Here is a 25,734-nt window from a genome sequence, read left to right on the forward strand (position 1 = left end):
ACAGTTAAATGCTATTTTCTCCTTCTACCCCATTGATGGAATAGCTAACACTTATTTCAGCACTTAAAGAATGCGATACCGAACAGTATTTATCCTTGGACAACTCAATTGCACGTACTACCTTGTCTTCTGGAAGCTCTCCCTCAAGAGCATAATGGATATTTATTTTTGTAAATTTCTTAGGATGGTCATCAGCACGATCACCTGTTACGTTCATTTCAAAAGCTGTTGGACTCAAACGCATCTTTGTTAAAATTGAAATAATATCAATTCCAGTACAGCCTGCAACTGCACTCATTAATAGCTCTGTCGGTCTTGCTCCGCTATTCTCGCCACCAACTGATTCAGCAGCATCCATTCTTAATTCATGGCCAGATGGTACAAAGCCAGTAAAAGACATTTTATCATTCCACTTTACTTTCATTTCCATGTTTTTTCCTCCTTGTTTAACTTTGTTTATGTATAGTGTGCCTACAAAATAATTTTTTTACAACTAATTGAACTTGAATTCCAGATAGGACATCTTCTGTCATCAAAAACTTAATAAAATTCGCTATATGTATTATTCTATAGATAGATTCTTATCAAAATAATACGAATGAGGGAAGAAAATGAATGAAAATATCTTGTCTAATTTGATGCAGATTGAAGAAGATCATAAAATCAAAATCCTATACGCTTGTGAAGCTGGTAGTCGAGCTTGGGGATATTCTTCCATGGAGAGTGATTATGATGTTCGATTCATTTATATTCATCCAATTCAATACTACTTAAGTATAGACGCTATTGGTACGGGGAAAAGAGAAGATATTATCGAAAGGCCAATCTTTAACGGACTTGATTTAAGCGGTTGGGAGCTTACGAAAACATTGCGTCTATTTCGAAAATCCAATCCCTCATTATTAGAATGGCTGCATTCACCGATAGAATATTACCAGGCTTATTCAACAATCCAGAAGATGAAAGAGATTCTCCCTAATTTCTTTAGCAATAAGTCCTGCATTCTTCATTATCTCAATACCGCCAAAGCAAATTATGCTAAGTATCAAAAAGGCATAATGGAATCAAATGTTAAAGCAATCCTAACAATGGTTCGGCCAATTTTAGTGGCAAATTGGATAGAACGATTTAAAGAGTTTCCACCTTTAAGCTTTCAACATCTTGTGGATACTATTATTTCGAATAATGAATTTAAACATGTGGTCCAGCATTTAATGGAGGCAAAAATTACCGGTACGCCTTTCAAAATTGACCATGAGGATATTCTTTTAAATTTTGTGTTAAAAGAAATAAATCGAATTAGTACTTTCGCTAAAACAATGGAACAAACTAATCAAAACGAGACGGAAATATTAAATAAATTGTTCCGAACAACATTAGAAGAAGTTTGGAGTTGAGAAATATTGCGTTTATGGCATGAACAATTACTATCTTACCTTCCTAGGCAGCAATTGCTTGGACAGCACCGAGAGTGCTGTGCATTAAGGGGAAATGGATGGAACAAACCTCATGCAACTGTTAATTACGTGTTTGAATATGCTCCCTATCAGTTATTTCAATACCATGAGATGGTATTGGAAGAGATGAGCCGTCGGGGCTACAATCATGATAACCTATGGGACGATCCATATTACAGAGGAAAAAACTGTCCCAAGCACAGTGATGAGAGTCTGTTTCAAGGAAATAATTTTAGTAAAAATTCATCATCTATTTATCAGGAACATGATGAGGCGTATTTACGTATATGTATCGAAAACTTAAAGGATAAAGGAATAAATATTGCTCTATCCTAAAAAGCGTACGTATGAAAGTTTTATAGATTACCTTTCTTTTTATTGTATGAGAGCGCTACTTTTTGTTCTCTTCATTGAATAAAATACACATCGTAATATTTTAGGTTTAGCAGAATTGTTCTTCATATCTAATGATGAAAGTACTCTAACTAAGGGAGAAAATAGCATGTTGAAGCTCGTTTACCATCCTACTTGGGATAAAGCATTATCCAGTAAAGATCGAGAACTAATTGAGCAAGTCCATCAAACAGTATTCATTACCGATAAAGCGATTCAGTTTACACCCATCAGGTGGGATCGTAATCACAGAAATGAATTACTACTAATCGTATTGATTCACAACAACTCAGATGAAGCATATTCTTTTAAACAAAAAAGATTGTCCTTTTTACAACATAACAACGTGATAGCTAACCATTTATTTGACCTACCATACTTAACAATTCAATCAAAAACAGCAATGCCTTGGACATTTATATTTCCTGTTAATGCTTATAATCGTGAGAAAACTTTTACAGAGGGTACATTAGTGGTAACAGAATAAGAATTGAAAAGGCACCGGCCAATCATATTGACCAGTGCCTTATTGTAATTATAGATGGTAATTTCCACCCCAAACAAAAAGAACGCTTATTCACATAAAAAAACGTTGTCACAGAAAACTACTCATGGTAGAATAAAACAGTGACTGCGTTAAATGTAATATTATAATATTTTTACCCAATTATATTATAACATCACAGGAAGCGTGAGTCAATAAAAAAGAAAATATTTATAGAACGGGGTTGATTTAATGGGATATGATACAAGCATTGGTGAGGAGCAAAATCGTGTAGATAAAGTCATCGAAGAAATCAACATTAAAGAGGAACAGCTCTATGAAAAAGCTGGTGGACTCAAAGAAAGTATTATCGATCTTCGCAAAAATTTTTGGGAGGATGTTACGGTTAATCTTGATGAGCCAGATGATGTTATCGAGACACAGGCTAGTATTAAACAACAAGCTGAATTACTTATGGAACGCGAACGTTTTCATGGGGAAATCGGAAAAGAATTAAAGACATTAAATCGACTAAAGGACTCACCTTATTTTGGTAGAATTGATTTCACGGAGAAACCTGGACATGAAAATGAGCCAATATATATTGGAATTGCTTCCTTGATGGATCAAGCAGAAGAGGATTTTCTAATCTATGATTGGCGTGCACCAATATCAAGTCTTTATTATGATTTCCCCCCTGGTGAAGCATATTATCATACAATGGACAACACGATATCCGGTGAAATTTCCTTAAAAAGGCAGTTCATTATTAGACAAGGGCAAATAAAAGGCATGTTTGATACTGGAGTAACTATTGGTGATAAGCTACTTCAAGCTGCTCTAGGTAACAATGCAAGTACAACGATGAAAAGCATTGTCGCTACCATCCAAAAGGAACAAAATAAAATCATCCGTAATGAGCACAGTAATTTACTAGTAGTACAGGGTGTTGCAGGAAGTGGTAAAACCTCAGCTGTTCTACAGCGGATCGCATATTTGCTTTATCGTTTTCGAGGGAGCCTGAATTCAGAGAATTTATTATTATTCTCTCCAAACCCATTGTTTTCAAGCTACATCCAAAATGTCCTTCCAGAGCTCGGAGAAGCAAATATTAGTCAAACAATATTTTTAGATTTTCTACGTAAAGGTATTGAAAAAGAAATAACGATAGAATCTCCATTCGAACAGATGGAATTCACCTTAACGTGTAAGGATGCAGCCGAATTAGAAATACGCCGCAATAATATGAAACTAAAATCAAGCCTTAAATATAAGGACATATTAGACGACTATATTTCATCATTGCTTATACAAGGTCTATGTTTTAGAAATATTACCTTGCATAATCAGGTGCTCATATCAAAAGAAAGCATTTCAGAATACTTTTATTCGCTTGATAACAGTTTTGCAATACCAAATCGGTTGGAGCTTGTTGCAAAATGGTTACTGAAAGAATTACGCATCCATCAACAAAAGGAGAAGAACAAAGACTGGGTTATGGAAAAGGTGGAGCTTCTCGAAAAAGAGGATTTTTTACAAGCATACTACCAAAATCAGCAAGTGGATGAGGATGATTTTAGCCTAGAGGAAGATATTCTACGTGCTGAAGTCGTAAAAAGACAGTTCGCCCCGATACGGAAGCTTGTTCGGAAATTTGCATTTGTGAATACCTTAGCTACCTACCGTCACTTATTTATAAGTTGGAAGCCAAGTCCGGTGCCTAATCATTGGGAGGTAATAAGCAGATTAACCGTAGAAGCTATCTCAACTAAATATTTATCATGGGAGGATGCTACACCGTATCGGTATTTCCGAGGCAAGCTACTTGGAGATGTGTCCAATCGAGCGATTCGCCATTTATTTATCGATGAAGCACAAGATTATACCCCTTTTCAATATGCTTATATAAAAGATAGCTTCCCTTATACGCGTATGACTTTATTAGGGGATATTAATCAGGCAATATACACCTATGCTTCCGACGAAAACCCATTAGCTCCAGATTTGGTAAATGAAAATCATGAGCGAATAACCTTAACGAAAAGCTACCGTTCAACAAAGGAAATTGTAGAGTTTACAAAGGGATTCGCACCAGATGGAGAGATAATTGAACCCTTTGAACGAGCAGGAGAACGTCCAAAAGTTATCAAAATCGATAATCATAAGCTGTTACCCAATACTATAACGGAATCCATACAATCCCTTCAAGAAAAGGATTTTGAAACAATTGCGATAATCTGTAAAACCACTGAAGAAAGCAAACGACTATATGGTTTACTAAAAGACAATATCCCAATCAAGCAACTACATGAGGAAACATATTCTTTTGAAAAAGGGATCTTGATACTACCTGTGTATCTTGCAAAAGGAATTGAATTCGATGCTGTCATTATTCCTGATGCATCAAACAAGCACTATAATCAGGAATCTGATCGTACGCTATTTTATACGGCATGCACAAGAGCCATGCACTCTCTAACGATGATTACAGAAAATCATCTATGTAGTTTCATTGAAGAAGCCTCTACAAAAACTTATGAATTAGAATAGACACAGTTATGCTTTTATACACTTTGAATGTGTTGCACAAAAATCTTTATTAATAAATAGAAAACGAAAAAACACATGGACTAACAAATCTTAGTTCATGTGCTTTTTCTTGTTATTTTTTTATTGGAATCCAAATCTCACTATAGTAATCCACTGACGAGGGATCCTCATCGCTTACATAAACCTCCATCTCTGGCCCACCAGCATGCTCGTATCCTGTTGCTGGAAACCATTCAGAGAAAATCCGATTCCATACATACGGAATTGCATCAGGCATTGCTCCGCGAACTGGAAATACTGCCCAAGTAGCCGCAGGAATCTCTCTTTCCTCCCAGTCAGTTGGAAGTGACTCCATATTCTTTTCAGCACCTATCATATAAGTTATGTTTTCTTGTTGCTTATCAAATTCCATACAAATCCCAAGCAACCCGAGTGGGCCGCAATTATTAGCTAGTTCCTTCGAAAGTCCATTCGAATTGGACTCGTTCCAATAAGCAGCGATTTTACGATTATTCTCTCCGCCAATTGTTGATGTGCGGATACTTTTCCCCACTACAGTAAATGCTTCCTTTTTCACTAGCTTGTAATCCATTTCAACATCTCCCTTTAACTGAATTTGAAAAGAGAGCTTCGGGTAAGCCTTCAATGCTTGACTATTTTTCTTAGCAGCCGTTGGGCTAATACCATGTATTCTTCTGAATGCCTTTGTAAATGCTTCTGGGCTTTCATATCCATATTTCATTGCAATATCAATTACCTTGTAATCTGTATTCACTAGCTCCTGAGCAGCCTTTGTAATACGACGATTACGGATATACTCACTTACGGTAAACCCAGTTAACATACTAAACATGCGTTGGAAATGAAATTTTGACATGCAGGCAATAGCAGCAATATCATCGATAGTTAGCATTCCTTCTAAATTCTCTTCTATATAGTTAATGCTAGCAAGCATTCGTTGAAGTCCTTCCAACCTCACCTCTCCCCTCTATAGACAGTTTAGCAAGCATATCAATTGTATTCCTGTTCATCTGTGCTCACTTTTGACAGAGAGCTGCTCAATTGGTAAATGATAAAATTTGGTATAAAAGGCAAAAGTTGGCTCATTATACCGTGAAATCTCCCCAGAACTAAAACCCTTATCGAAGCCAGTTAGCCAAATAGTCATGCTTATAGAGATTGTCTGGATAGCTAATAAATCCTGTATCCCCTTCTTCTTCATAGAGGAATTGCAGAAATTCATTTAATGCGCCCATGTATTCGCTATATAAAAATTCAAAGCTAATTGTTTCTTTTGGCATTAGATTATCTGAACACACTTTTGGGTCAGTATAGTTTACATAGGTACGACAAGGAATTGGACGAACTTCATACGCCATGCATTGATTCGTATCTGTATTGAGCAACGGGCATGGAATTAAGCTTTTTCGGTACTTTAGCTTGAAGTTCTTATCCTCCTCAAAGTCCAACTCCATCATAGGCTGTAACTGCTCTCCATGTTTTTCATAATATTTAACAAGATGCACTTCTAGCTTTTTTCGTCTATCTTCAGGAAAGTTCTCAATTGACTTTACCATTAGCTTTGCTTCCATTTCATTAATAATGATCGGAAAGTAACAGCAAAACGCACAGCCTAACCGACAAGTTGACTCTAGTTGGACATGCTCCTCCATACAAGTAATCTCAGTACTAACCACTTGCAATAATTCTGAAAAACTAGCAAGTAATTTTGTATCGGTAGAGACTTCCTCATCTGCCCATTTTTCAACAATTCGATAAAATTTTTCTTCATCTATAGTATATTCATCTGATAATTGTTCACATTTTAATTGAATATCCTCAAAGGATAGATAGTGTTCTCCCATTATAAAACTCCCTTTTAACTTCAAGTTCACTTACCTATTGTTATCGATATTCAATTATTTGTAAACTGCTAATTAGTTGTTATCCTTCTACTCGAGCTTTCCTACTAACATTGCATACCATTCTCATTAATTTTTGATGTAATGGTGGTACAATCTCAAATACTACATTCATCGTTCTACGTAATGGCATTGGGCAAATAATAGATTTATTTTTATGAACACCTTTAAGCGTAATTTTTGCTAATTGTTGTGGAGTCATCATTTTTTGCTTTTTCAATTGCTCAACAATGATGTTCTTATTAATATTTATCGCTTTTGCCTTATCAAAGATTGGTGTATCAACAAAGGTGGGGCAAAGTGCACTGACATGTATTCCAAACTCTTTTGCTTCATAGTGTAGTGACGTCGTTAAACCGACAATAGCATGCTTGGTGGTGGAATATGCGGATGATATTGGGGATGGACCTAATCCTGCTGCAGAAGCTGTATTTACGATATATCCGAAGCCTTGTTCTTTCATTATTTTATACCCAACTTGTGTTCCATGAATTACTCCCCAAACATTGATATCCATTATCTCCTGCCAAGCATCCATTGACATATCAAATAACTCTCCATACATAGCAATACCAGCATTATTAAAGAGATAATCCAGTCTACCAAATTCCTTATAGCTATTTTGAATCAATTGTTCGACATGTTGATACTCTCTGACATCAAGATACATAAACCTCGAATTGTTACCTTCTTTATTTAACTCCGCCTCAAGAATCTTTCCTTCTGACTCATTAATATCTGTTATAATGACATAAATATCATTGATAACCAGTTCCTGACAGATAGCCTTCCCAATTCCTGAGGCTCCACCTGTAACAATAGCAATTTTTCGATTTGCTTGCATCGTAACCCCTCCAATATTGTATATTATCAAATTATGAAACCGCTTACTTTTGATCGCAATGAAAACTGAGTATACGATTTGCTTGTGATTAGATTACCTCCTCTACTATTGAATACTGAAGTGAATTGATGTTGGGCTCAGATATGATGAGGATAGTGAAGGTTTTATCTAGCTAGTTCATGGGTGGATAGTTCTTAAAAAATTTAGCTATAGCCTTCTAATATAAGTATACATCCATTTATTCATAAAATAAGAAGTAAGACTAACAATTCATTGTTTTGTCAATTTTAATTAATCAGCTTCATTCTACAAAATAAAAGCATCCCATCAATATGAGATGCTTGTTATTCAGCCCGATTTATTTCACTTTGACTTAAAATCTCTACACCATTCAATGCTTGTGTTGCTAAGTGATCGGCTTCCTTGTTTCGCTTCCGTGATACTAATGTAAATTCAGGTGTAATGCCTAGTTTCATAAGCTTTCCTTCAATCTTGTCAATCCATCTTAATAAGTCTTCCTCATAGCAAGGCCACTCATCACTCATTTGATTAATAACTCCTTGTGAATCTCCAGTAAATGTAACCGGAAGATGGTGTACTCCTAAATCCTCAAGAGCTTGGATCGCTAGATACAGTGCTGCATACTCTGCCTCACTATTTGTTTGCAGCTCTTCTACAAGAGCATTTTTTCTTAACCGAAGCTGCTTACCGTTTTGTTCAAAATAAATAACACAACCCAATCCAGAGCTTTTTGTTGCTACATCAAAGCCCCCATCAAAAAACACGACAACATTATGTGGCTCCGAATCAATATCTTCCACGTATCGCTTTAGTTCCTTCAGCATCCAAGTCGTATCATGATTATCATAGAAGGTCATATCTTTTATTCGACCAGTTTTTGCTAAATCTTCGGCCAGTAAAAGTGCTTTCTCCGGGTTCATTACTTCGGATTGAAAGGTCGATTCGGTTCCCTTTGGTGTTCGATAGGTCATTTCAATTTTTATTTTCATCGTGCTCACCCTAACCATATTGGACTAGTTATAGCTTTCACTTAATCGCTCTAAGAATGCAATTCTTGTTAGGAATATAATGAAAGCCCTAGGCTAAAATTGCCTAGAGCTATACCATTAGCTATGTTTATTGACATATTGACGTTTATGATCTGTAATACCAGCTAAACAAATGGAAGCTGGATCTTTCATGATGTCTAGTTCAATATCTGAACCATCAGCTGGCAATGTTTCTTTAAAAATATGCTCATATTCTTCGATTAATACTTCCTTACGTGAATCGAATAATTGCTTATGGTCCTTCATATTTAGATGGTTTCGATAATTCGGTTGCAGAATTCCTGAGAAGAACTCTCCTACTGCACCAGAACCATAACTAAACATTCCAATTCTAGAGCCATCCTTCAAATCTTCAGATTGCTCAAGCAATGACAGAAGACTTAAATATAGAGACCCAGTATAAATATTTCCGACATTACGATTATAGGTTGTACTAGTTGTGTAATGATTCAAAAGACGCTCACGAACTTCCTCTGTCGTATCATCAAGCACCGTGCGTAGCGCCTTTAAGCCCATCTTTGTGTATGGAAGATGGAAACAGATAGCTTCCATCTCGTTTAAATCAAAGCCTGACTTCTCTTGATAGGCTGTCCACACCTTATTAAAGAATGCAATGTATTGTTCATTCGAAAATTTCCCATCTACAAATGCCTTGTCCGAATAGATTGGACGCCAAAAATCCATAATATCATTGGTAAGATATACATTATGGTTTTCTAACTCTAATATTCTAGGGTTAGCACTAATAACCATTGCAACTGCACCCGCACCTTGGGTAGATTCTCCAGAGGTATCGAGACCATAACGTGCTATATCAGAACCCAATACAAGCACCTTACTCTCCGGATTTAATACAATATGTCCTTTTGCCATTTGAATTCCAGCGGTTGCAGCATAACAAGCTTGCTTTACTTCTATTGCTCTAGCATTTGGATTTAAACCTAATAATTGGTGAACATATACCGCACCCGACTTCGAATGGTCGATTCCAGACTCTGATCCAAATATTACATAATCAATCTTTTCTCGATCTTCATCATCGAGGATTTTTAGTGCAGCGTTTGCTGCAAGTGTAATCGAATCCTGTGTAATTGGTGCAACTGCCATTTGGCTCTGCCCGATACCAATAGTAAACTTCTCAGGCTCCACATTTCTAGCAACTGCTAGTTTATTCATATCCACATAAATATGTGGTGTAAAAAATCCTATTTTATCAATTCCAATTTTCATGCTGACTTCTCCTTTAAATCAGTTTCTCTTTCCCTATTATATCTATATGTGAAAAATCACACAAATCAAAGCTCTATGGAACGATGGAAAGAAATACGAAAAAGCTTGTTTACCGTTTGGCAAACAAGCTCTAAAAAGGATACAAAACATATTTAACCTTTATCTCGTTTTCGTTTGTACTTTTTATTATTAATGTTCAAAAACTCACTATCCCCCGCAAATTCAACATCATCCTTATTGCTTCTTTCCGGTTCAGTGTTATACTTGATTCCATGATTCTTTTGTCTACCAGTGTCTCGATTTCGATTTTTATTTGCTTCAGACATTTTAAATTCCTCCAATCGTCGGCATTATTAGTGTTCACTAATTATTATGTCCACGTTGGAGCTTCTTATTTGTCCGTTATTTCTCTCTAAATTGATATTCTACTTCATCTTTCCCCATCACGACTTTCATATCATATTCCTCTAAAAACCAAGCATCTTTTTCACTAAAATAAAAGGTAATACCTTCAACCTCTTGTTTCACACCTACTTCACCATCACGACCAACGGTTAATCCTAGAAAATAATTGGGATGTTCAGTCTTGATACCACCGTATATCTTCAGGAAAAATTGAACATAGTCGCCTTTTTCAAGTCCCATTTCATCGATAAACCACTTTGCTGCGTCATTGGTAATTTCTAAATTCATATGTACACCTCATTTGATTGTTCTATAACCAAAGTCTTATCTTAGACTACCCTATGTTACATACTGTCTTCTTACCATGAATGTAGTACGATAACGAGGATAAGTCAATGAATTAAACTCCTAGGTTCTTATAGTATATGATTTATCGGGAAAGTTATGGATAACAAAAAGACCTCCATGTTGAAGGTCTTTTGAACAATATTATTTCTCGATTCCATAAGCCTCTTTAAAAGTAGGACTTAATTCACTCCAAACGTCAAACAAATTGCCATCTAAATCATAAAACACAAAATTATTACCTGAATGACCGCGATCCTCAATTTCACCAACCTGTACATGTTGATTTTTTAAGAATGTGTTAAATGCTTCTAATTGTTCATAGCCATTTACTTCAAACGTGAAATTAAAATGTGTTTTTCCTTCATTATCGATAAATCCAATTTTTTCACCGTCTTTTGCCTTCACAAGAAAGAAGCTCTGATTCGCTAAGTCTAAAATCGCTTTATTTTCATCTCGATAATTTTCAATCGCGCCTAATATAGTTTGATACCATTCAGAAGAAGCTGCTGGATTCTTTACTGGTAAATATGTAGTCCCTACTCGCTTAATATAATTGTTCATGATTCATTTCCCCCTATTAATAAATCCATTTTTCAGAGTAATAACCCTTCATAAATTGAAGTAATTTCTCAATTACCTTTATTCCTTCATGTTCAGCTGCTTCTGCATTTCTCAATAATTCAATCGCTTTATTAGAAGAGTTATGATCATTTGGTATCCCCCCATTAGGAAATGGAAACAATCTCGTTAACTGCTCAAAGGCTTCAGCGGATACGATGTAGAATTCTCTAGCCTCTCCTGCAAGCTTGCGTACTCCACGTTCAACAACATTTGTTCCATTCCATTTCATTGTTAATTCTTCTAAAAATTTCACAGCAAATTGTCTAGCATCTGCAATAACCGCTGCATTATAGGCGTTACCTAGTGGATCAACCGTTCCTTTTTCAAATACCTTAATCCATGCCTCAAAGCCATCCAGGCCCATCACAAAATTACCATTAAATATATGGTTCCATTCTCTACCACGAGCATGGTCAACTATCATATCAAGTGCCATTCGAAGCATCTCATATTTAGAATGAGGTAGTTTTTCACTAATTGTCGTAATAAAAATAAATCCCTTTGCTTCTGAAAAATCTGCATAGGTTATGACACCATCATTAGATGGATCCTTTGCATAAAATTCCTGAGAATCATCATCATACCCATAAATTAACCCAAATTCTGTTGAAAACAAATCATATGATATTGCCGGAATACCATGATCAATAGATTCTTGGATTATGCTAAACGTTTTTTGAAGCTTATCTGGTGGTACTGGCGCTGCCGGATCAGCTAGACAGCTAGTAAAGCCTAGATTACATAAATTTCGTCGCAATATATAACCACCAGGAAAAGCAGTTGGTCCGGCAGGGTGTACCTTTTTCGGATCAATATTCATACGAAATGCATGCCCCGTCAGCCCCATTACGTCAATTAAAGAAAACGCATTTTCATCGAGGTAGCTCAAAGCACCATAAATAGCACTAGCAGCAGATGTTCTGGTAGTTGTCCAATCTCTTTCATGTATATTCAAAGCATATTTCCCCCTTTGCTATAATGTTGGTGGGGTTGGAAGAATTTTTTTCCTAGTTAAGCCTTTATCCGCTCTTTTTTTAGTATAGGCATGAATAGATAGCCGAATTTGTTCCTTTCGAATCTTCACTCTTGACCTAGACAGCACATTGTATATATTAGCCGTTGACGTGTCAAACAGTGAAGCGAGCTCAGCTGGTGAAATTGCCTCAAAAAAATGTGCTTCAAATATCTTTTTTTCACGAGGACTTAAACAGTGTAGAAGGGTTTGGATACTTTCCATCATCTCCAAACGAATGAGATGCTCCTCAGGACCTTCTACCCTTGCTTTTTCCGAAGATGAATATGCAACAAAGGATAGTATTGAATCTATATTTGAGAAATCAACTACATCCTTATGTAAGGTATTTGTTTGGATTCCACTAACTGGCTGTTCGTTTCGAAACGGACCTCCCCGTCGCATTTTCATGTATGCTTCATTACGAACTATTTGTCTCAACCAAGGCAGAAACTTTTTAGAATCCATTAAGGTGCCTAGTTTTAAAAATGCTCGTAATAAGGCATCTTGTACGATGTCCTCTGCTAAAAAGGTATCTTTTGCAACGGAATTGGCCCATCCATAAGCCTTTGCTCGATATTGCCTTACTAGTTCACTGAAGGCCTCTTGATCGCCACCTCTTGCTCGATTAACCAATTTTTCATTAGATATTCCATCCTGTTCATCCTGACGTATTGGAGGTACTAAGCTGTCAAGTACAAATTCCTTTATCATTTATCTTCACTTCCTCCCACTCTACTAGCTAGATGCCAGGATGTTCCATTTTCTATCATGTAATTAGAAAATAACTTACTAAAATGATATTTTTTAATGAATACTTCGTTTATACCGCAATGAAATATAGCCATTTTCTGTTTCTTCATATTGAAATTGAAATCCTTTTGCTTCGTAAAATGGAATTCCCTTTTCATTTCCTTTCTGTACAGAAACCCATTGTTCTTTCGCGTGATATTCTTTTTGTTGTTCCGTAATGGCATGTACTAAATACGTGCCAATTCCTTCATTCCGCCTGTCAGGTTTTAAATACAAAACATATATTTCTCCGACATCCTTACGAATCATCCCTCCGCCACCTGCACCAATGACAACATCATCTTCCACTGCGACAAAATATCCGCCCCATCCTTCTGTCGTCGTTGATACTTCCTTTAGTATTCTTTCCGGCTTATAAAATTCTTTTATTATCGTCTCTATTTGTTCGTCCGTATAAATATCACGATAGGTTGCTCGTGTAGCATCCGTGCAGACTTTTGCAATCCCTTCGACATGACTTGTATCCGCTTTAACTATTTTTATCGTCATAAGCAAAACTCCTATTAATTAATGAATGAATCTAATTCTTCGTTAGCCTACTACCTTCTCATAACAAACACAATCATGTACACGTTTAAAATTGCGTTTCATTCGTTCTCTTTCTTCTCCAACATAATGTGCAAAAGCATGAATTGGAATGAGGTGTCTATCCTCAGTACCGATATGGCCACTTAACTCTTTATTGCCGTCCAGATAAACATGTAAATAGGAATCAACTTGCTTAAATCCACTTTTCTTATACCATAGATTGACCCACTCGTCATCTCTAGTCCATGCTTCCAACCGATTTAACTTCTTTTCTTTGGCGATTTCTTCGCCCCTCTGTAATAGTTTGGAAGCAATTCCTTTTCTGCGATAATCTGGATGTACTGCAATATGCCAAATCATGCCACCAAGACCTGTTCCCCTCGAACATACCGTCTTTTCTTTGACTTCATACTCAATATCTAAAATCCCAACAATGGCTCCATCGATAACAGCAACTAGCTCAATCGCAGGATGTTCATATTTCTCTTTATGCTGAAGAACATTATCATAATAGGCTGTATCTAAGAAAGCGAGTACCCGACAGCGTACCCACCCTTGCTCATCTGTTGGTTCATATGCTCTAATTTCCAATAAACTCTTCCTCTCTCATTTTCACATGTTGCAAGAAATCATTCACCGCTCTGGTAGAAGAAAGGATAATCACTTCTTTTCTATCAGATAGAAGCGCTAATTTTTCTACTATAGCTGGTTTCTTTACTTTCGGATAGTTCCAAACCCACTTTACAAATTCAGCATCTAAACGCTCATTGCAACCCTCTCCCATATCTGGACGGGGAGATTTTCGGTATTGGATTCTTCGTTTGATTACTCTTATCAAGCACGTAATTCTTGGAATATCTAAAAAGATAATCGTATCTGCATGATTTAAACGAATATCAATTGTTCCTCCATAGTTACCATCCATAATCCACTTCTCTTGGCCAACTAAGTTCTCCTGAACAGATCGTTGTTCTTCTTTAGAGGTCCCAACCCATCCGGACCTCCAAAATAAAGCATCTAGATGGTACACGTTAATTTGTAGTTTCTCTCCTAATTTCCTGGCCAGAGTAGATTTACCTGAACCACCTGACCCAATAATGGCAACTCGTTTCAACTTTCTCCCCCTTATGGATGTTCGTTCCAAATCCTTTTAATTGCTAATAATGTTGTACCGTCAAATGAAAGCTGATAAATATCTGGCATCTGAAGTTCTTTCCAAAATTCTAATCCATAAGTTTTATCAAAATAATTCATCATTAATACCATAATGTTTCCATGTGTACCAACGACAATATTTTTCGATTGTTGTTCTTCTAATAGATGGATTAGTGCCTCAACTCCTCTACCCTGTGCAGCTATATTTGACTCACCACCTTTCAAACAGAAATTTGGATTCTCCCAAACTTGCTTGATGCCTGTTTCAAAATCAGCTACAGGCTTCTCTGCTAGTTTCCTTTCCTTAAAGCGCTCTTCATAAGTAATCTCTTTTCCTATGTAATCAGCAATCCCTTGTACAGTTTGAATTGCCCGTCGATATGGGCTTGCGTACACGACATCAATTTGTTTGTTCTGTAAAAGCTTGGTCACAAGATTTACATCCTTAAAGCCTTTAACCGATAATGGTCTATTTAGCTCATCTGGAGTATACGTCGAGTGAGCATGTCTTACAAAATAAATATTGGTATACATTTTATCACCTGTCTAACATTATATAGTCAAGATTAGCACAATTAAGATTTCGAATAAACAGAAAAAACAAGTCCTTTTACTCAGTTCTCTCAACATGTTGAAATGATGGCGTCATTCAAATAATTGATGTAGGATCTGTTTATTCTCCAGGTATCCTTTTTTATAGATGAGAAATTTGAAGCATTCACCATTGGCTTACGTGAACAAAGTGAGTACCACTCTGGTTGGTATAAGGAGAACGGACTCATGATAATTGCTCCTGCAGGAAGTCGAGATGAGGCATTACAGTGACCAAGCAGTTAATGAAAAGCTAAATGAAGTAGAAATTACTTAGACAAAACTTTCAACGATACGAATAATGAACAAAGAAAAATAGAGCAGTCTTATACCAGACTGCTCCAAAAATTTATAGTTAAAAAAGAGGAAATATAACCAATTTTAACTGAGAATCGTCCTGTTAACATCTAATGCAACATGTTTATTCAATTATCGTGTAATTAAAGCCAAGCTGCACCTACGATGATTAATAGAATAAATAATACTACAATTAACGTGAAGCTACCTCCAGTTCCATAGCCTCCTACATTTCCATAGCCATAACCACAGCTATTGTAGCCATAGCCACCATAAGGATTACCAAAACCCATATAGATTCTCCTTTCTTCATGAATGATTGGGAGATAACTTATTAATAACCATATCCAGATCCGACGTAAGCAGACCCAACAATTATTAATAAGATAAACAGTACTACGATAAGAGCAAAACCTCCACCGTAACCAGCTACTGATTCACTCATTCACTACACCTCCTTAATCATTACACAATTACTATATGGATAATGATGTAGTTGTGATAGGGATAATACCCTATTTAAGGGGAAAATAGGTAAACATACACACGGGTAATATTCTCGATGAAGTTATGAGCAACCCTTTTCTATATGGGTTATGGGTAATTATTTTTTTAGATAAAAAGGTTCCATTGATAACCAGCAGTTATATCTACCATCAATGGGACCAGAAGCTATCATTAGAAATGCATGTGAAAAGCAGAAAATACACTCAACTTATTGAAGACTTATCAATTTAAGTAATTGTTGATAAACAGCTTTTGTTTCTTTAGGTGAATCGCGATTAATGATGACATAATCTTCTTTAGTCGAAACATAAATAAATGGGGAATTCTTCACTTGAACAAATAATCTTCCTTTTCCATAAGGAGCTTCTAATGTAAACTTTCCTTTTTTAGTGGTCGTGGAGGATAAACCACTATTCTTAAACATTATTTCCGGAAGCTGATCCAATAACTCAACTTTTTCTATCTCTTCAACAGACCATTCTACGCCATACATACCGGAAATGATGAAGGTATCGTTCTTAATTACAAACTCGCTCTTCATATTTCCCATTACAAATAAACCACCAACAATACCTATGGTTACGAATGTAATTATTCCATAGAGAAGATAATATTTTTTTCGTTTATGGGGCACTTCATATTTTTGAATATAGATTATTCCACCTAGTAATTCGAGCATAAATAAACCAAATCCGATCTCTATTCCGTAAGGCACCCCGAAAACAGTTAGAAGTGTAGCAATGATTAATAAGTAAAATGAAATAAGTAATACTTTTCCCATTTTTTCAATATAACCATATTGGATTAAATACTCTTGTTCTTCTTTAGGACGATTATAAAAACCTGATATTAAGCTATATTCCTTTTTCTTGACGATTAAATACGTTATACCTCCAAAAACAATTAGCGTCCAACCCATTACGACGATAAAAATCAACATGCTATTTGACATGGAATGCACCTCATACTGTCCGAAATTTAAGTCATGTACCGTATTATTCTAACTAGTTATACGAACGATACAGTGGAAATGTTTCATTAGACTGCCTTCATCTATAGAATAGACAACGTTTATTCTAATAAAAAAAGACTGAACGCTTCATGACAGAGTTCAGTCTTAAAAACTGTCTGACCATTATCCTATTTGTTCACATAAAGTTTCCCAGCGTTTTTCTAATTCCTTCTTCTCTTCAAAGAGCTTTTGTAGTACCTCTAAATCATTCGTATGTTCTAATTGCATTTCAAGCTCAAGGATTTTCTGTTCTAATACCTCTAACTCTTGAAGTGATGGTATTACTTGCGTATTACTTCTCTTCTTCGTACAATTATCAACTTTCTTCTTCACTTCAGGCTTCCTATCCACCCTTTGTTCAAGCATTTTAGTCTTTGCATAATCATAATTCCCTTCAATCGCATGAACTGTTTGCGACTCAATCCAATATATCTTATCAAATAATTTATTAAGAAAATAACGATCATGCGATACCGCTAAAATTGTTCCATTATAGTCTTCAAGTGCATCCTCTAAAACCTCTTTTGATTCTATGTCGAGATGATTCGTCGGTTCGTCTAAAATAAGCAAATTCACATCCTGGTACATGAGCTGTGCAAGTCGAAGTCTCATACGTTCTCCACCACTTAGCTGTGACAGCTTTCGAAATACTGCATGCCCATAAAACAGGAATCTCGCTAATATATGCCTTGCCTCTCCCTCTGTGACATTAATTTCATCACGAAAAGCATCGATAATGGTGGTATCTTCAATATCTGAAAATACATGTTGAGAAAGGTATCCAATTCTCACATTACTACCAACTTTAACTTCACCACTATCTGTTGTTAATTGGTCTAGAATCATTTTAATTAATGATGACTTTCCTGTTCCATTTTCTCCGATTATTGCTACTCGCTCTAAATAGGTTACATGGATACTTACATTTTTAAATAGCAGCTTATCATCAAACCGTTTGGAAACATTCTTTAGCATAATGACATCTTTTCCACTTCGTTCTGATGCCTCCATCTCAAGATTCATTTTTTTGCGATGAATAATTGGTCGATTCAGCTTCTCCATTCTTTCTAGCGCTCTTTCCATATTTCTTGCTCGTTTATGAAGGCCTTCGTTTGGCGGGTTTGCCTGGTTTGCCCACTCTTTAAGGCGTTTAATGGCTTCCCTCATTTTCTTTATCTTTTTTTGCTGCTCTTCATATGCTTGAAATTCCTTGAGTAAACGCGCTTCCTTTTCCTTTACATAACCAGAAAAATTTGAACGGTAACATGTAATGTCACCATCTTCCATATCGAGCACTTGTGTAACAACCTCATCTAAAAAATACCGGTCATGTGATACAATGACAACTGTTCCACTATACTCTTTTAAAAAATCACCTAACCATTCTACAGCCATTAAGTCTAAGTGATTCGTTGGTTCGTCTAACAACAAGAGGTCTGGGCGTCTCAGTAAGGTTAAAGCAAGACCAACCTTGGTTTTCTCACCACCACTTAACATTACAAAATCTTTCTCTAGTAAATTAGCTATGTTTAAGCCATTTACTACCTTTTCAATGGTAGCTTCCATTTCATAACCACCCTGTAAGACGAACTGATCTTGATAATTCCCATAATCGCGTATTAGCTTTTCTAATTTAACTTTATTCAGCTCCTGGCTCATTTCAATTTCAATGTCTTTTATTTTTTCTTCTAAAGAGACCAGAGAAGTAAATGCTGTATAAAGAACTTGTTTCACCGTGTAGTCTCCAGGAAAGGTTGGATTCTGCTCGAGGTAACCTATTTGTAATCCCTTTTTCCAGTGAATTACTCCCGAATCTGGTGCTTCATTACCTGATAATAAACGGAACACTGTCGTTTTACCACTACCATTTCGACCGACTAGAGCAACTCGATTCCCTTCTTTTATTTCAAACGAGATATCTTCAAAAATAATATTTCCACCATACATTTTCTTAATATTATTGACACTACATATAATCATGATTAAATTCCTCCTTGAATACATACAAAAAAGCCATGGCGAATAAACTTCATCCATGACTTTGTACTTGCATAGCTGGCAAAGAAAAAGAGAGCGTAAAAAACGCTCTCCTGCCTTCTATCATTTTTTTGTGGATTAAGAGATGTTTTCACCGTTTTACACTTGCTATTTAGTTGCTAAAAAAGGGCATACGTATCCCGTCAGCAGCAACTACAGCAAATTTTGCACGAACGAAATAAAGGAAATTAATCCAATAATCGTGCAATAAAACAGTTTTCAACATCTTCATCCACCTCCGTTCATAATTATTACAAATCATTATATATCAGCTTGCGGAAAAATTCAATCTATTCTTTTATTCTGTCTGATTTGGTAACCAAATTTATGTTACCTCACCAAAGTATGTGGTTAAATTCTGTCGCAGAATGGATGCACTCTTTCTAAAAAGAGCTTGTTCTTTATTATTTAAGTTCAATTGCATAATTTCACGAACACCATTTAAATTAATAACTGCGGGAACACCTATATAAACATTTTCTTCTCCATATTCGCCGTATAATAATGCTGAAACAGTTAAAATAGCATTTTCATTTGTAAAGATTGCTTTCGTAATGCGAGCAAGACCCATCGCAATTCCATAATAGGTTGCTCCCTTACTCTGGATTATCTTATAGGCAGCATCTCTTACGTCGATGAATAGATTATCTAAGTCCTCTTTTTTGTAGGCTGCATGCTGTTCGATATAGGACTCTACTGGAATAGATCCGATATAAGCAGCACTATACACCGGTAATTCACTATCACCATGCTCACCGATAATATAGGCGTGAACATTTTTAGGTGCAACATCAAAATAATCCCCTAACGAGTATCGAAACCGAGCGGAATCTAAAATTGTTCCGGAACCAATAACTCGTTCTTTTGTAAGACCACTGAATTTCCAGGTTGCATAAGTTAAAATATCTACGGGGTTTGTCGCAACCAGAAAAATCCCATTAAATCCACTTTCCATCACTTCTTCTACAATACTTTTGAAAATTTTAATATTTTTATCGATTAAATCAAGGCGAGTTTCACCAGGCTTTTGATTTGCACCAGCACAAATAACAACTAAATCAACATTTGCGCAATCTTTATAGGTACCGTATTTGATTAATGTAGGATTATTGGTAAATGCTTTTCCATGATTTAAATCAAGCACATCACCTTTTGCTTTTTCTTCATTCAAATCAATCAAAATTAACTCATTCACTATCCCCTGATTCATGAGTGCAAATGCATAACTAGAACCTACAAATCCGGTACCGATTAACGCTACTCTTCTAGCATTATTATTAACTGTCAATTTCAAGCAGATACACCACCATTTTCTCGTTTTGAAAACAATTCCCCTATCATAACAACCTTTATAATATGCGATGTATTGCTAGAATATTCTTCGTAAAATAAAAAATCTCCTACCTTTCACGAAAGTAGGAGTCATTTTTCATATTATTTAGTTAATTTATCGACATTTGCTTGAACTGCTTTTATTATAGCCGAACGAAATCCATTCTCTTCTAAACTAGCAATAGATTGAATCGTAGATCCACCAGGAGAACATACATCATCCTTCAATTTTCCAGGATGAATTGCTGTATCCAATACCATTTTAGCAGAACCTAGTACGGCTTGTGCAGCAATATTATAGGCTTGTTGCCTTGGCATTCCATTTACAACAGCTGCATCTGCTAATGCTTCTATAAACATATAAACAAATGCTGGAGAAGAACCGCCGACCGCACTTGCAGTGTCCATCAATTCTTCGTCAATAATTTCAGCTTTTCCAAAACTTTCAAATAGCTGCTTTATCTCTTCCTGTTCCGCTTCAGTTACAAATTGATTAAAGCTAATACTCGTTAAGCCTGCTCCAACGAGCACCGGTGTATTTGGCATAGCTTTAACCATTTTGAGTTCCTCTTTATTAAAACGTTCCACATTCATTGCAATTGTTTGGCCGGCAGCAATGAGAACAACAATAACATCTTCTCTTACATAATCTTTTATTTCATCAATTACAGCTGGGTATTTATCTGGTGTAACCGAAAGAAATACTATATCACATTTTCTAGCAATATCTATATTACTCTCAGCAACCTGTATACCATAAGTTACCTGTAAATCTAGTAACTTTGGTATCGTTCGGTTTGATGCAAAAATATTTTCAGGTTGGGTAAAGTCTGAACTTACAATCCCACCGATAATTGCTTCTGCCATTTTTCCACTGCCAATAAAACCGATATTCCGCTTCATTTATAGTATCCTCTCTTAGTTGAAATACAAAGATATATTTTAATATAAAGATAGTTTTCTGGCAAACGGGAAATTATTATGGCTAAATGTAATATCATGAATACCCAAGCATTAAGAATGCTTGGGTATTATGAAGGAATTATTGATGATTATCTGCTCCTGATTCTTTGGACAGCTGTTCAAAAGACTTTACTTTTCCATGTGGATTTTGTGAGTTTTTTCTACCTCGCCATTGTCTTTCTTCTCTACTTTTGGGATTTGACACTTTTCTTCCTCCCTTCTTCCTTCATGAGTCGTTAACTATCCGACATTATTATTTTTGCTTATTTGCTCGCTCTTTCTTGGCTTTGTTCTTATGTGCCTTATTGGCATTTGTGCTTCCGAATTCTTTTGCAAATTCCGAATCAATCTTACTAGAGTCGAAACCTTGTTTATTTTTTTGCTGTGGATCATTTTTCTTCGTACGTTTCGCCATGAATATCCCTCCTTTTCTGACTTAGTATGAGAAATCGAAAACGAATTATTCTAAAGGAGGAAACTTGCAATAATATTAGCTTCAAAAAATAAATAGTATTAAGTTTATTTTAACTTGACCAAATTTTCTGTAAGTGGTAATTTTTACTTATCTATTAATCATAAACTACAAGGATGATCATTTATGCGCATTACTATTTCTCTAGTTGGCGTCGTTATATTTATATTTTTTCTAGCGGCAATACCATTTTCACTAACCATATCTAACGGTGATTTAGCATTGAGTATTCAATCGATTTACGATTTGATTCAACAATATATAGGCGGACTGTTCAATGGGGAGTCCTTTACATATCAGGAAGGAAAGGATCGAATTCTAAATATATTTACGGATTTACCATCGTATTTTTTTACTTCCTTTACTTATCTATTAATAGCTGGTTTTTTGAGTGTTTGTATTGGAATGCTAGTCTCTGCTTGGCATAGCAAGTCCAAAAAAGAATGGTTAAAGGATATCATTGGATTTTTCGGGACGATTCCCGATTTCATCTTTGTATTGTTTTTGCAGCTAAGTGTTGTGTTTGTTTATCAAACTACTGGACTAAAGATTGCAAAAATTGCATCACGTTCTACCGATGAAAATGCACTATTACTTCCGCTAATTACCTTAACAATTGTACCCACCATATATTTAATCCGTACTTTATCCGAAAAGACTTATGATGTTCTTACAGAGGATTACATTTTAACAGCAAAAGCAAAGGGATTAAGGAAAGGTTATGTTTTTATTCACCATGTTGTTCGAAATGTTCTTCCATTCTTGAAGGCTGACATACATAAAGTACTGGCAATCATGATGAGCAACTTATTTATAGTCGAATACTTATTTAATATTAGAGGTATCACCGCTAACTTATTTGATGGAACGTTGTACCAATATAATCTTGTCGTGAATACATTGTTCTCCTTACTCCTACTGTATTTATTGCTTTACTGGTGTATTCGCTTACTTATTTTTATTTTGGAGAGGGTGTTTGCTCATGACTAATTGGCGATTATGGTTTGGTATGATCTCCACCGGTCTTATACTACTTATTGCCATATTCGGAACAGCACTTGCTCCATACGAAAAAGATTTTATGGAGCCATCTGGTTATTACTATAATAGTGATGATGATTTTGGTTTTTATTCTTCACCATACCCACCTTCAAAAGAGCATCTCTTGGGTACTGACGAGTGGGGATACGATATCCTGACTCTGCTTCTATATGGAGCCAAGTACACCATTTTTGTTGGGATAGGAGTTTCGTTACTTAGAATCATTATCGGTGGTTCACTCGGCATGTGGTTCGGATTATCTGGCCAAGTCGAAAAGAAATCGAGTTCCATTTTCAGTTTATTAGGGAGTATTCCTGCCTTTTTGATTGTTTATTTTTTACTCATTGGAATTACAATTAATTCCGCATTATCTACAATGGAACTGGTGATATTGCAATCATTTCTCATGATATTAGTCGGGTTTCCTGGGGTTTACTCTGCAGTTTACAGTAAAACGGGAGAATTAAAGAAGGAACTCTATATTACAGCGACAAAGGCCTTAGGCGCTGGAAAATTCCGTATCATGTGGAAGCATATCCTTCCACATTTAAAGGGCACATTACTTGTCATGTTCGTTAAAGAAATTATATTAGTGTTAACGCTAATTGGTCAGCTCGGTATTTTTAACCTTTTCCTTGGTGGTACAATCCTTCGGTTAGGTGGGCCACCAGTTTATATCTCGATTAGTCGTGATTGGGCTGGACTGATTGGGCAGTGGAGATCCTTTGTTTATGATTATCAATGGATTCTATACTTCCCGTTACTCGCGTTCATCATTCTATTATTTTCGTTCTATATGCTGTCGAGAGGAATTGAATTAAAGCAGAAATCAACTTTGCAAAAGTATCCGCACATTTAATTGATTCTATGGAATAATCCATCCTTGGTATAATAAGGATGGATTTTTGACTTTCTCTCTATCCAATTAGATTCTCACCTTAATTTTAGTCCACGCAATTCACTCAAATTATATCCACACAAATAGAAATATAATAGTTAAAAATGGAAGCAAGTGATTTCCTGTGGATATTCGAAATGGAAGAAATCCAATGTTTAATTTTGCTAACCAATTTTTTAATCCTCGAATAATCTCTATTAGTAATATCTTAATTTCTTCGCTACCCTCCTGAAAACATCACTCTATCCGAGCCAAATGAGTGTCTTGAGAAGGAGGGATTACTTTCTTCATATTAGTCTTATAACAATAATAATTCAATGTACAATATTGGTTTAGGTAAGAATTTTCATTCCATCAGAGGAATCATAATCTACAAATCTGTTATTCTATCATTCCCCAGTAAAGTAATATTTTACAATTATATTACAAACAATTATACTTAATAAAACAATAATTTTCTGTAAACTTGCAAAAATAAAAAAAGAGTAATTGCAATCTAAAGGGGAATTCGAAGATGCTTAAATCCATGATGATTCACGAATTTAAAATGACATTGCGAAACAAAAAAAATATATTATTTCTCATTGCGCTTGTAAGCTTAATCCTAAGTTACGCACTTATTGTTCTACCCTCACAGGAAACACCAGATTCTTTTGATGTAGAGGAAATGAAGAGCGAACTGAAAAACTTAGAAGCTGTGACACAAGGAATGGAGAGTAGAGGTGGGACAGGCTTCGGCCAAATGACTGGAACTCCATATGCGAGTAAAAGATATGCTTTAAAAGTCCAATCTAGAATGGTTAATGCATTTGAAGATAAGGATTTCGACCGTTTTATTCAGTTAAGAATGAAAGGTTTCGATTATGACTTTCAAAGCGCTAGCCGAGACTGGATGTTAATTGCTAATGCGCCCTACCCCGGACTGGATGCAAATCGTGATACTAACCTAAAAAACCTACGATATCAAGGTTATTTAGATGCGAATATTCCGGTTACATATGAAATGATTGAACAAAAAACAGCATTACAAACCGTTACCAATTTTCTTCTCGGTACATCAGCCTTTATTGTACTATTTTGCGCCATTTATTTTAGTAGTGACATGTTAAGCAAGGACCGGCAGCACCGAACCCTTTTACAGGGGATGCCTATCGGATGGTATCGACTAATCAATGTAAAATCAGGGGTTATATTTGGCTATACCTTATTTATTCTATTTGGTTTACTACTCTTAGCACTGATTATTATATCGATTCAAAGTGGATTTGGATCCTTAAAATTATCTGTACCAATTACATTACCTAGTTCTCAGCCGGATGATTATTTCGGCTATCGATTTAGTGAATACGATACGATTTCCATAGCGAAGTTCCTATTATTAGCTCTTGGTATGATACCGATTCTTGTTTATCTATTCATCCGTTTAAATGCAATATTAAGCCTAATTTTTAAAAATTCTTGGATTGTTCTGATGGTTAGCAGCGTAATTTTATTCTCAGAGCGAATCTACTATTCTAGAACATTAACGGATTTATTTGGTATTGAAATAAGTAATTTACCACAGACTTATTTTGACTTTGGTAGAGTAATTTCAGGTGAAAAATTTTATTTAGTCCATTTAGAATCAATAACCTATGAAAAAGGAATTCTAGTTTTACTCTGTACAATTCTAGTCCTAGAAATTTGCCTTTTTGTAGTATCTCGAATCGTAAGTAAACGTCGTTTTTACAGAAAAGCGGCATGATGTCTAAG

General features: G+C 35.7%; 31 protein-coding genes. 7 read left to right on the forward strand and 24 right to left on the reverse strand.

Annotated features, from left to right (window positions below):
• Positions 1-4: 4 nt before the first annotated feature.
• Positions 5-430, reverse strand: coding sequence for an OsmC family protein (locus ABC228_RS10235; RefSeq protein ID WP_345825037.1), 426 nt, complete (start codon positions 428-430; stop codon positions 5-7).
• A 181-nt stretch (positions 431-611) separates the two neighbouring features.
• Between ABC228_RS10235 and ABC228_RS10240 the strand changes: the two genes are divergently transcribed.
• The 4 genes from ABC228_RS10240 to helD all read left to right on the forward strand — a co-directional run bounded on the left by ABC228_RS10240 (position 612) and on the right by helD (position 4,884).
• Entirely contained in the window at positions 612-1,397 is a 786-nt protein-coding gene (locus ABC228_RS10240) for a nucleotidyltransferase domain-containing protein (RefSeq protein WP_345825038.1), read from the forward strand.
• Between the two features lie 6 nt (positions 1,398-1,403).
• Positions 1,404-1,793: a TIGR02328 family protein gene (locus tag ABC228_RS10245; protein WP_345825039.1), complete on the forward strand. Its 390-nt coding sequence runs from the start codon at positions 1,404-1,406 to the stop codon at positions 1,791-1,793.
• Between the two features lie 166 nt (positions 1,794-1,959).
• On the forward strand, positions 1,960-2,337 hold the full coding sequence (locus ABC228_RS10250; protein ID WP_345825040.1) for an SLAP domain-containing protein: 378 nt from the start codon (positions 1,960-1,962) through the stop codon (positions 2,335-2,337).
• 249 nt (positions 2,338-2,586) lie between these two features.
• Positions 2,587-4,884 carry an RNA polymerase recycling motor HelD gene (helD, locus tag ABC228_RS10255; protein WP_345825041.1) on the forward strand — a complete coding sequence of 766 codons (2,298 nt, stop codon included), beginning with the start codon at positions 2,587-2,589 and terminating at the stop codon, positions 4,882-4,884.
• 112 nt (positions 4,885-4,996) lie between these two features.
• Here helD and ABC228_RS10260 read toward each other — a convergent pair whose 3' ends face one another.
• The 23 genes from ABC228_RS10260 to ABC228_RS10370 form a co-directional block, all read right to left on the reverse strand.
• Entirely contained in the window at positions 4,997-5,857 is an 861-nt protein-coding gene (locus ABC228_RS10260) for an AraC family transcriptional regulator (RefSeq protein WP_345825042.1), read from the reverse strand.
• Between the two features lie 166 nt (positions 5,858-6,023).
• The gene (locus ABC228_RS10265; protein ID WP_345825043.1) at positions 6,024-6,749 is read right to left on the reverse strand and encodes a YkgJ family cysteine cluster protein; all 726 of its coding nucleotides are present in this window, start codon (positions 6,747-6,749) and stop codon (positions 6,024-6,026) included.
• Between the two features lie 79 nt (positions 6,750-6,828).
• Positions 6,829-7,650 (reverse strand): SDR family NAD(P)-dependent oxidoreductase, encoded by an 822-nt coding sequence (locus ABC228_RS10270; RefSeq protein ID WP_345825044.1) that lies wholly within the window; start codon positions 7,648-7,650, stop codon positions 6,829-6,831.
• A gap of 344 nt (positions 7,651-7,994) precedes the next feature.
• Positions 7,995-8,660 (reverse strand): ribonuclease H family protein, encoded by a 666-nt coding sequence (locus ABC228_RS10275; protein ID WP_345825045.1) that lies wholly within the window; start codon positions 8,658-8,660, stop codon positions 7,995-7,997.
• A 117-nt stretch (positions 8,661-8,777) separates the two neighbouring features.
• A complete protein-coding gene (locus tag ABC228_RS10280) occupies positions 8,778-9,950 on the reverse strand; it encodes a hydroxymethylglutaryl-CoA synthase (RefSeq protein WP_345825046.1) in 1,173 nt (390 codons plus the stop codon).
• Positions 9,951-10,102: 152 nt separating this feature from the next.
• Complete coding sequence (locus ABC228_RS10285; RefSeq protein ID WP_345825047.1) at positions 10,103-10,276, reverse strand: hypothetical protein; 174 nt, start codon at positions 10,274-10,276, stop codon at positions 10,103-10,105.
• A 76-nt stretch (positions 10,277-10,352) separates the two neighbouring features.
• Positions 10,353-10,643: a HesB/YadR/YfhF family protein gene (locus ABC228_RS10290; RefSeq protein WP_345825048.1), complete on the reverse strand. Its 291-nt coding sequence runs from the start codon at positions 10,641-10,643 to the stop codon at positions 10,353-10,355.
• A gap of 201 nt (positions 10,644-10,844) precedes the next feature.
• Complete coding sequence (locus ABC228_RS10295) at positions 10,845-11,264, reverse strand: VOC family protein (protein ID WP_345825049.1); 420 nt, start codon at positions 11,262-11,264, stop codon at positions 10,845-10,847.
• Positions 11,265-11,280: 16 nt separating this feature from the next.
• Positions 11,281-12,279, reverse strand: coding sequence for a hypothetical protein (locus tag ABC228_RS10300; RefSeq protein ID WP_345825050.1), 999 nt, complete (start codon positions 12,277-12,279; stop codon positions 11,281-11,283).
• Between the two features lie 18 nt (positions 12,280-12,297).
• A complete protein-coding gene (locus tag ABC228_RS10305) occupies positions 12,298-13,050 on the reverse strand; it encodes an RNA polymerase sigma factor (protein WP_345825051.1) in 753 nt (250 codons plus the stop codon).
• 93 nt (positions 13,051-13,143) lie between these two features.
• Complete coding sequence (locus ABC228_RS10310; RefSeq protein ID WP_345825052.1) at positions 13,144-13,638, reverse strand: GNAT family N-acetyltransferase; 495 nt, start codon at positions 13,636-13,638, stop codon at positions 13,144-13,146.
• 42 nt (positions 13,639-13,680) lie between these two features.
• Positions 13,681-14,268: a GNAT family N-acetyltransferase gene (locus ABC228_RS10315; RefSeq protein WP_345825053.1), complete on the reverse strand. Its 588-nt coding sequence runs from the start codon at positions 14,266-14,268 to the stop codon at positions 13,681-13,683.
• Positions 14,258-14,791: a DNA topology modulation protein gene (locus ABC228_RS10320; RefSeq protein WP_345825054.1), complete on the reverse strand. Its 534-nt coding sequence runs from the start codon at positions 14,789-14,791 to the stop codon at positions 14,258-14,260. The genes ABC228_RS10315 and ABC228_RS10320 overlap by 11 nt, the downstream gene beginning before the upstream one ends.
• 11 nt (positions 14,792-14,802) lie before the next feature.
• Positions 14,803-15,366, reverse strand: a complete 564-nt coding sequence (locus ABC228_RS10325; RefSeq protein WP_345825055.1) for a histidine phosphatase family protein — start codon at positions 15,364-15,366, stop codon at positions 14,803-14,805.
• Positions 15,367-15,863: 497 nt separating this feature from the next.
• Entirely contained in the window at positions 15,864-16,013 is a 150-nt protein-coding gene (locus tag ABC228_RS10330; RefSeq protein WP_345825056.1) for a YjcZ family sporulation protein, read from the reverse strand.
• A gap of 41 nt (positions 16,014-16,054) precedes the next feature.
• Complete coding sequence (locus ABC228_RS10335; RefSeq protein ID WP_345825057.1) at positions 16,055-16,165, reverse strand: YjcZ family sporulation protein; 111 nt, start codon at positions 16,163-16,165, stop codon at positions 16,055-16,057.
• 270 nt (positions 16,166-16,435) lie between these two features.
• Complete coding sequence (locus ABC228_RS10340) at positions 16,436-17,179, reverse strand: DUF3784 domain-containing protein (RefSeq protein ID WP_345825058.1); 744 nt, start codon at positions 17,177-17,179, stop codon at positions 16,436-16,438.
• A 183-nt stretch (positions 17,180-17,362) separates the two neighbouring features.
• On the reverse strand, positions 17,363-19,219 hold the full coding sequence (abc-f, locus tag ABC228_RS10345; RefSeq protein ID WP_345825059.1) for a ribosomal protection-like ABC-F family protein: 1,857 nt from the start codon (positions 19,217-19,219) through the stop codon (positions 17,363-17,365).
• 169 nt (positions 19,220-19,388) lie between these two features.
• Entirely contained in the window at positions 19,389-19,502 is a 114-nt protein-coding gene (locus ABC228_RS10350) for an RAxF-45 family protein (protein WP_345825060.1), read from the reverse strand.
• A 99-nt stretch (positions 19,503-19,601) separates the two neighbouring features.
• Positions 19,602-20,570, reverse strand: coding sequence for an L-lactate dehydrogenase (locus ABC228_RS10355; protein ID WP_427902225.1), 969 nt, complete (start codon positions 20,568-20,570; stop codon positions 19,602-19,604).
• 140 nt (positions 20,571-20,710) lie between these two features.
• Complete coding sequence (gene proC, locus ABC228_RS10360; RefSeq protein ID WP_345825061.1) at positions 20,711-21,511, reverse strand: pyrroline-5-carboxylate reductase; 801 nt, start codon at positions 21,509-21,511, stop codon at positions 20,711-20,713.
• 139 nt (positions 21,512-21,650) lie between these two features.
• On the reverse strand, positions 21,651-21,776 hold the full coding sequence (locus ABC228_RS10365) for a DUF6254 family protein (protein WP_345825062.1): 126 nt from the start codon (positions 21,774-21,776) through the stop codon (positions 21,651-21,653).
• 48 nt (positions 21,777-21,824) lie between these two features.
• Positions 21,825-21,986, reverse strand: a complete 162-nt coding sequence (locus tag ABC228_RS10370) for a hypothetical protein (RefSeq protein WP_345825063.1) — start codon at positions 21,984-21,986, stop codon at positions 21,825-21,827.
• 183 nt (positions 21,987-22,169) lie between these two features.
• On the opposite strand from ABC228_RS10370, the gene ABC228_RS10375 reads away from it, so the two are divergent.
• The 3 genes from ABC228_RS10375 to ABC228_RS10385 all read left to right on the forward strand — a co-directional run bounded on the left by ABC228_RS10375 (position 22,170) and on the right by ABC228_RS10385 (position 25,726).
• A complete protein-coding gene (locus ABC228_RS10375; RefSeq protein WP_345825064.1) occupies positions 22,170-23,033 on the forward strand; it encodes an ABC transporter permease subunit in 864 nt (287 codons plus the stop codon).
• On the forward strand, positions 23,026-23,943 hold the full coding sequence (locus ABC228_RS10380; RefSeq protein ID WP_345825065.1) for an ABC transporter permease: 918 nt from the start codon (positions 23,026-23,028) through the stop codon (positions 23,941-23,943). Before ABC228_RS10375 ends, ABC228_RS10380 begins: the two co-directional genes overlap by 8 nt.
• A 553-nt stretch (positions 23,944-24,496) precedes the next feature.
• Entirely contained in the window at positions 24,497-25,726 is a 1,230-nt protein-coding gene (locus tag ABC228_RS10385; protein WP_345825066.1) for a hypothetical protein, read from the forward strand.
• Positions 25,727-25,734 lie beyond the last annotated feature (8 nt).

The organism is Ornithinibacillus xuwenensis (assembly GCF_039614845.1).
Lineage (GTDB): Bacteria > Bacillota > Bacilli > Bacillales > Amphibacillaceae > Ornithinibacillus > Ornithinibacillus xuwenensis.

What these genes read in the sequence shown, in the direction of transcription:
- ABC228_RS10265 (WP_345825043.1), bottom strand. Translation starts at nt 6,749, where the DNA reads ATGGGAGAACACTATCTATCCTTTGAGGATATTCAATTAAAATGTGAA.
- ABC228_RS10335 (WP_345825057.1), bottom strand. Translation starts at nt 16,165, where the DNA reads ATGAGTGAATCAGTAGCTGGTTACGGTGGAGGTTTTGCTCTTATCGTA.
- ABC228_RS10330 (WP_345825056.1), bottom strand. Translation starts at nt 16,013, where the DNA reads ATGGGTTTTGGTAATCCTTATGGTGGCTATGGCTACAATAGCTGTGGT.
- ABC228_RS10370 (WP_345825063.1), bottom strand. Translation starts at nt 21,986, where the DNA reads ATGGCGAAACGTACGAAGAAAAATGATCCACAGCAAAAAAATAAACAA.
- abc-f (WP_345825059.1), bottom strand. Translation starts at nt 19,219, where the DNA reads ATGATTATATGTAGTGTCAATAATATTAAGAAAATGTATGGTGGAAAT.
- ABC228_RS10295 (WP_345825049.1), bottom strand. Translation starts at nt 11,264, where the DNA reads ATGAACAATTATATTAAGCGAGTAGGGACTACATATTTACCAGTAAAG.
- ABC228_RS10235 (WP_345825037.1), bottom strand. Translation starts at nt 430, where the DNA reads ATGGAAATGAAAGTAAAGTGGAATGATAAAATGTCTTTTACTGGCTTT.
- ABC228_RS10340 (WP_345825058.1), bottom strand. Translation starts at nt 17,179, where the DNA reads ATGTCAAATAGCATGTTGATTTTTATCGTCGTAATGGGTTGGACGCTA.
- ABC228_RS10350 (WP_345825060.1), bottom strand. Translation starts at nt 19,502, where the DNA reads ATGTTGAAAACTGTTTTATTGCACGATTATTGGATTAATTTCCTTTAT.
- helD (WP_345825041.1), top strand. Translation starts at nt 2,587, where the DNA reads ATGGGATATGATACAAGCATTGGTGAGGAGCAAAATCGTGTAGATAAA.
- ABC228_RS10285 (WP_345825047.1), bottom strand. Translation starts at nt 10,276, where the DNA reads ATGTCTGAAGCAAATAAAAATCGAAATCGAGACACTGGTAGACAAAAG.
- ABC228_RS10240 (WP_345825038.1), top strand. Translation starts at nt 612, where the DNA reads ATGAATGAAAATATCTTGTCTAATTTGATGCAGATTGAAGAAGATCAT.
- proC (WP_345825061.1), bottom strand. Translation starts at nt 21,511, where the DNA reads ATGAAGCGGAATATCGGTTTTATTGGCAGTGGAAAAATGGCAGAAGCA.
- ABC228_RS10250 (WP_345825040.1), top strand. Translation starts at nt 1,960, where the DNA reads ATGTTGAAGCTCGTTTACCATCCTACTTGGGATAAAGCATTATCCAGT.
- ABC228_RS10385 (WP_345825066.1), top strand. Translation starts at nt 24,497, where the DNA reads ATGCTTAAATCCATGATGATTCACGAATTTAAAATGACATTGCGAAAC.
- ABC228_RS10310 (WP_345825052.1), bottom strand. Translation starts at nt 13,638, where the DNA reads ATGACGATAAAAATAGTTAAAGCGGATACAAGTCATGTCGAAGGGATT.
- ABC228_RS10375 (WP_345825064.1), top strand. Translation starts at nt 22,170, where the DNA reads ATGCGCATTACTATTTCTCTAGTTGGCGTCGTTATATTTATATTTTTT.
- ABC228_RS10270 (WP_345825044.1), bottom strand. Translation starts at nt 7,650, where the DNA reads ATGCAAGCAAATCGAAAAATTGCTATTGTTACAGGTGGAGCCTCAGGA.
- ABC228_RS10280 (WP_345825046.1), bottom strand. Translation starts at nt 9,950, where the DNA reads ATGAAAATTGGAATTGATAAAATAGGATTTTTTACACCACATATTTAT.
- ABC228_RS10290 (WP_345825048.1), bottom strand. Translation starts at nt 10,643, where the DNA reads ATGAATTTAGAAATTACCAATGACGCAGCAAAGTGGTTTATCGATGAA.
- ABC228_RS10305 (WP_345825051.1), bottom strand. Translation starts at nt 13,050, where the DNA reads ATGATAAAGGAATTTGTACTTGACAGCTTAGTACCTCCAATACGTCAG.
- ABC228_RS10275 (WP_345825045.1), bottom strand. Translation starts at nt 8,660, where the DNA reads ATGAAAATAAAAATTGAAATGACCTATCGAACACCAAAGGGAACCGAA.
- ABC228_RS10325 (WP_345825055.1), bottom strand. Translation starts at nt 15,366, where the DNA reads ATGTATACCAATATTTATTTTGTAAGACATGCTCACTCGACGTATACT.
- ABC228_RS10380 (WP_345825065.1), top strand. Translation starts at nt 23,026, where the DNA reads ATGACTAATTGGCGATTATGGTTTGGTATGATCTCCACCGGTCTTATA.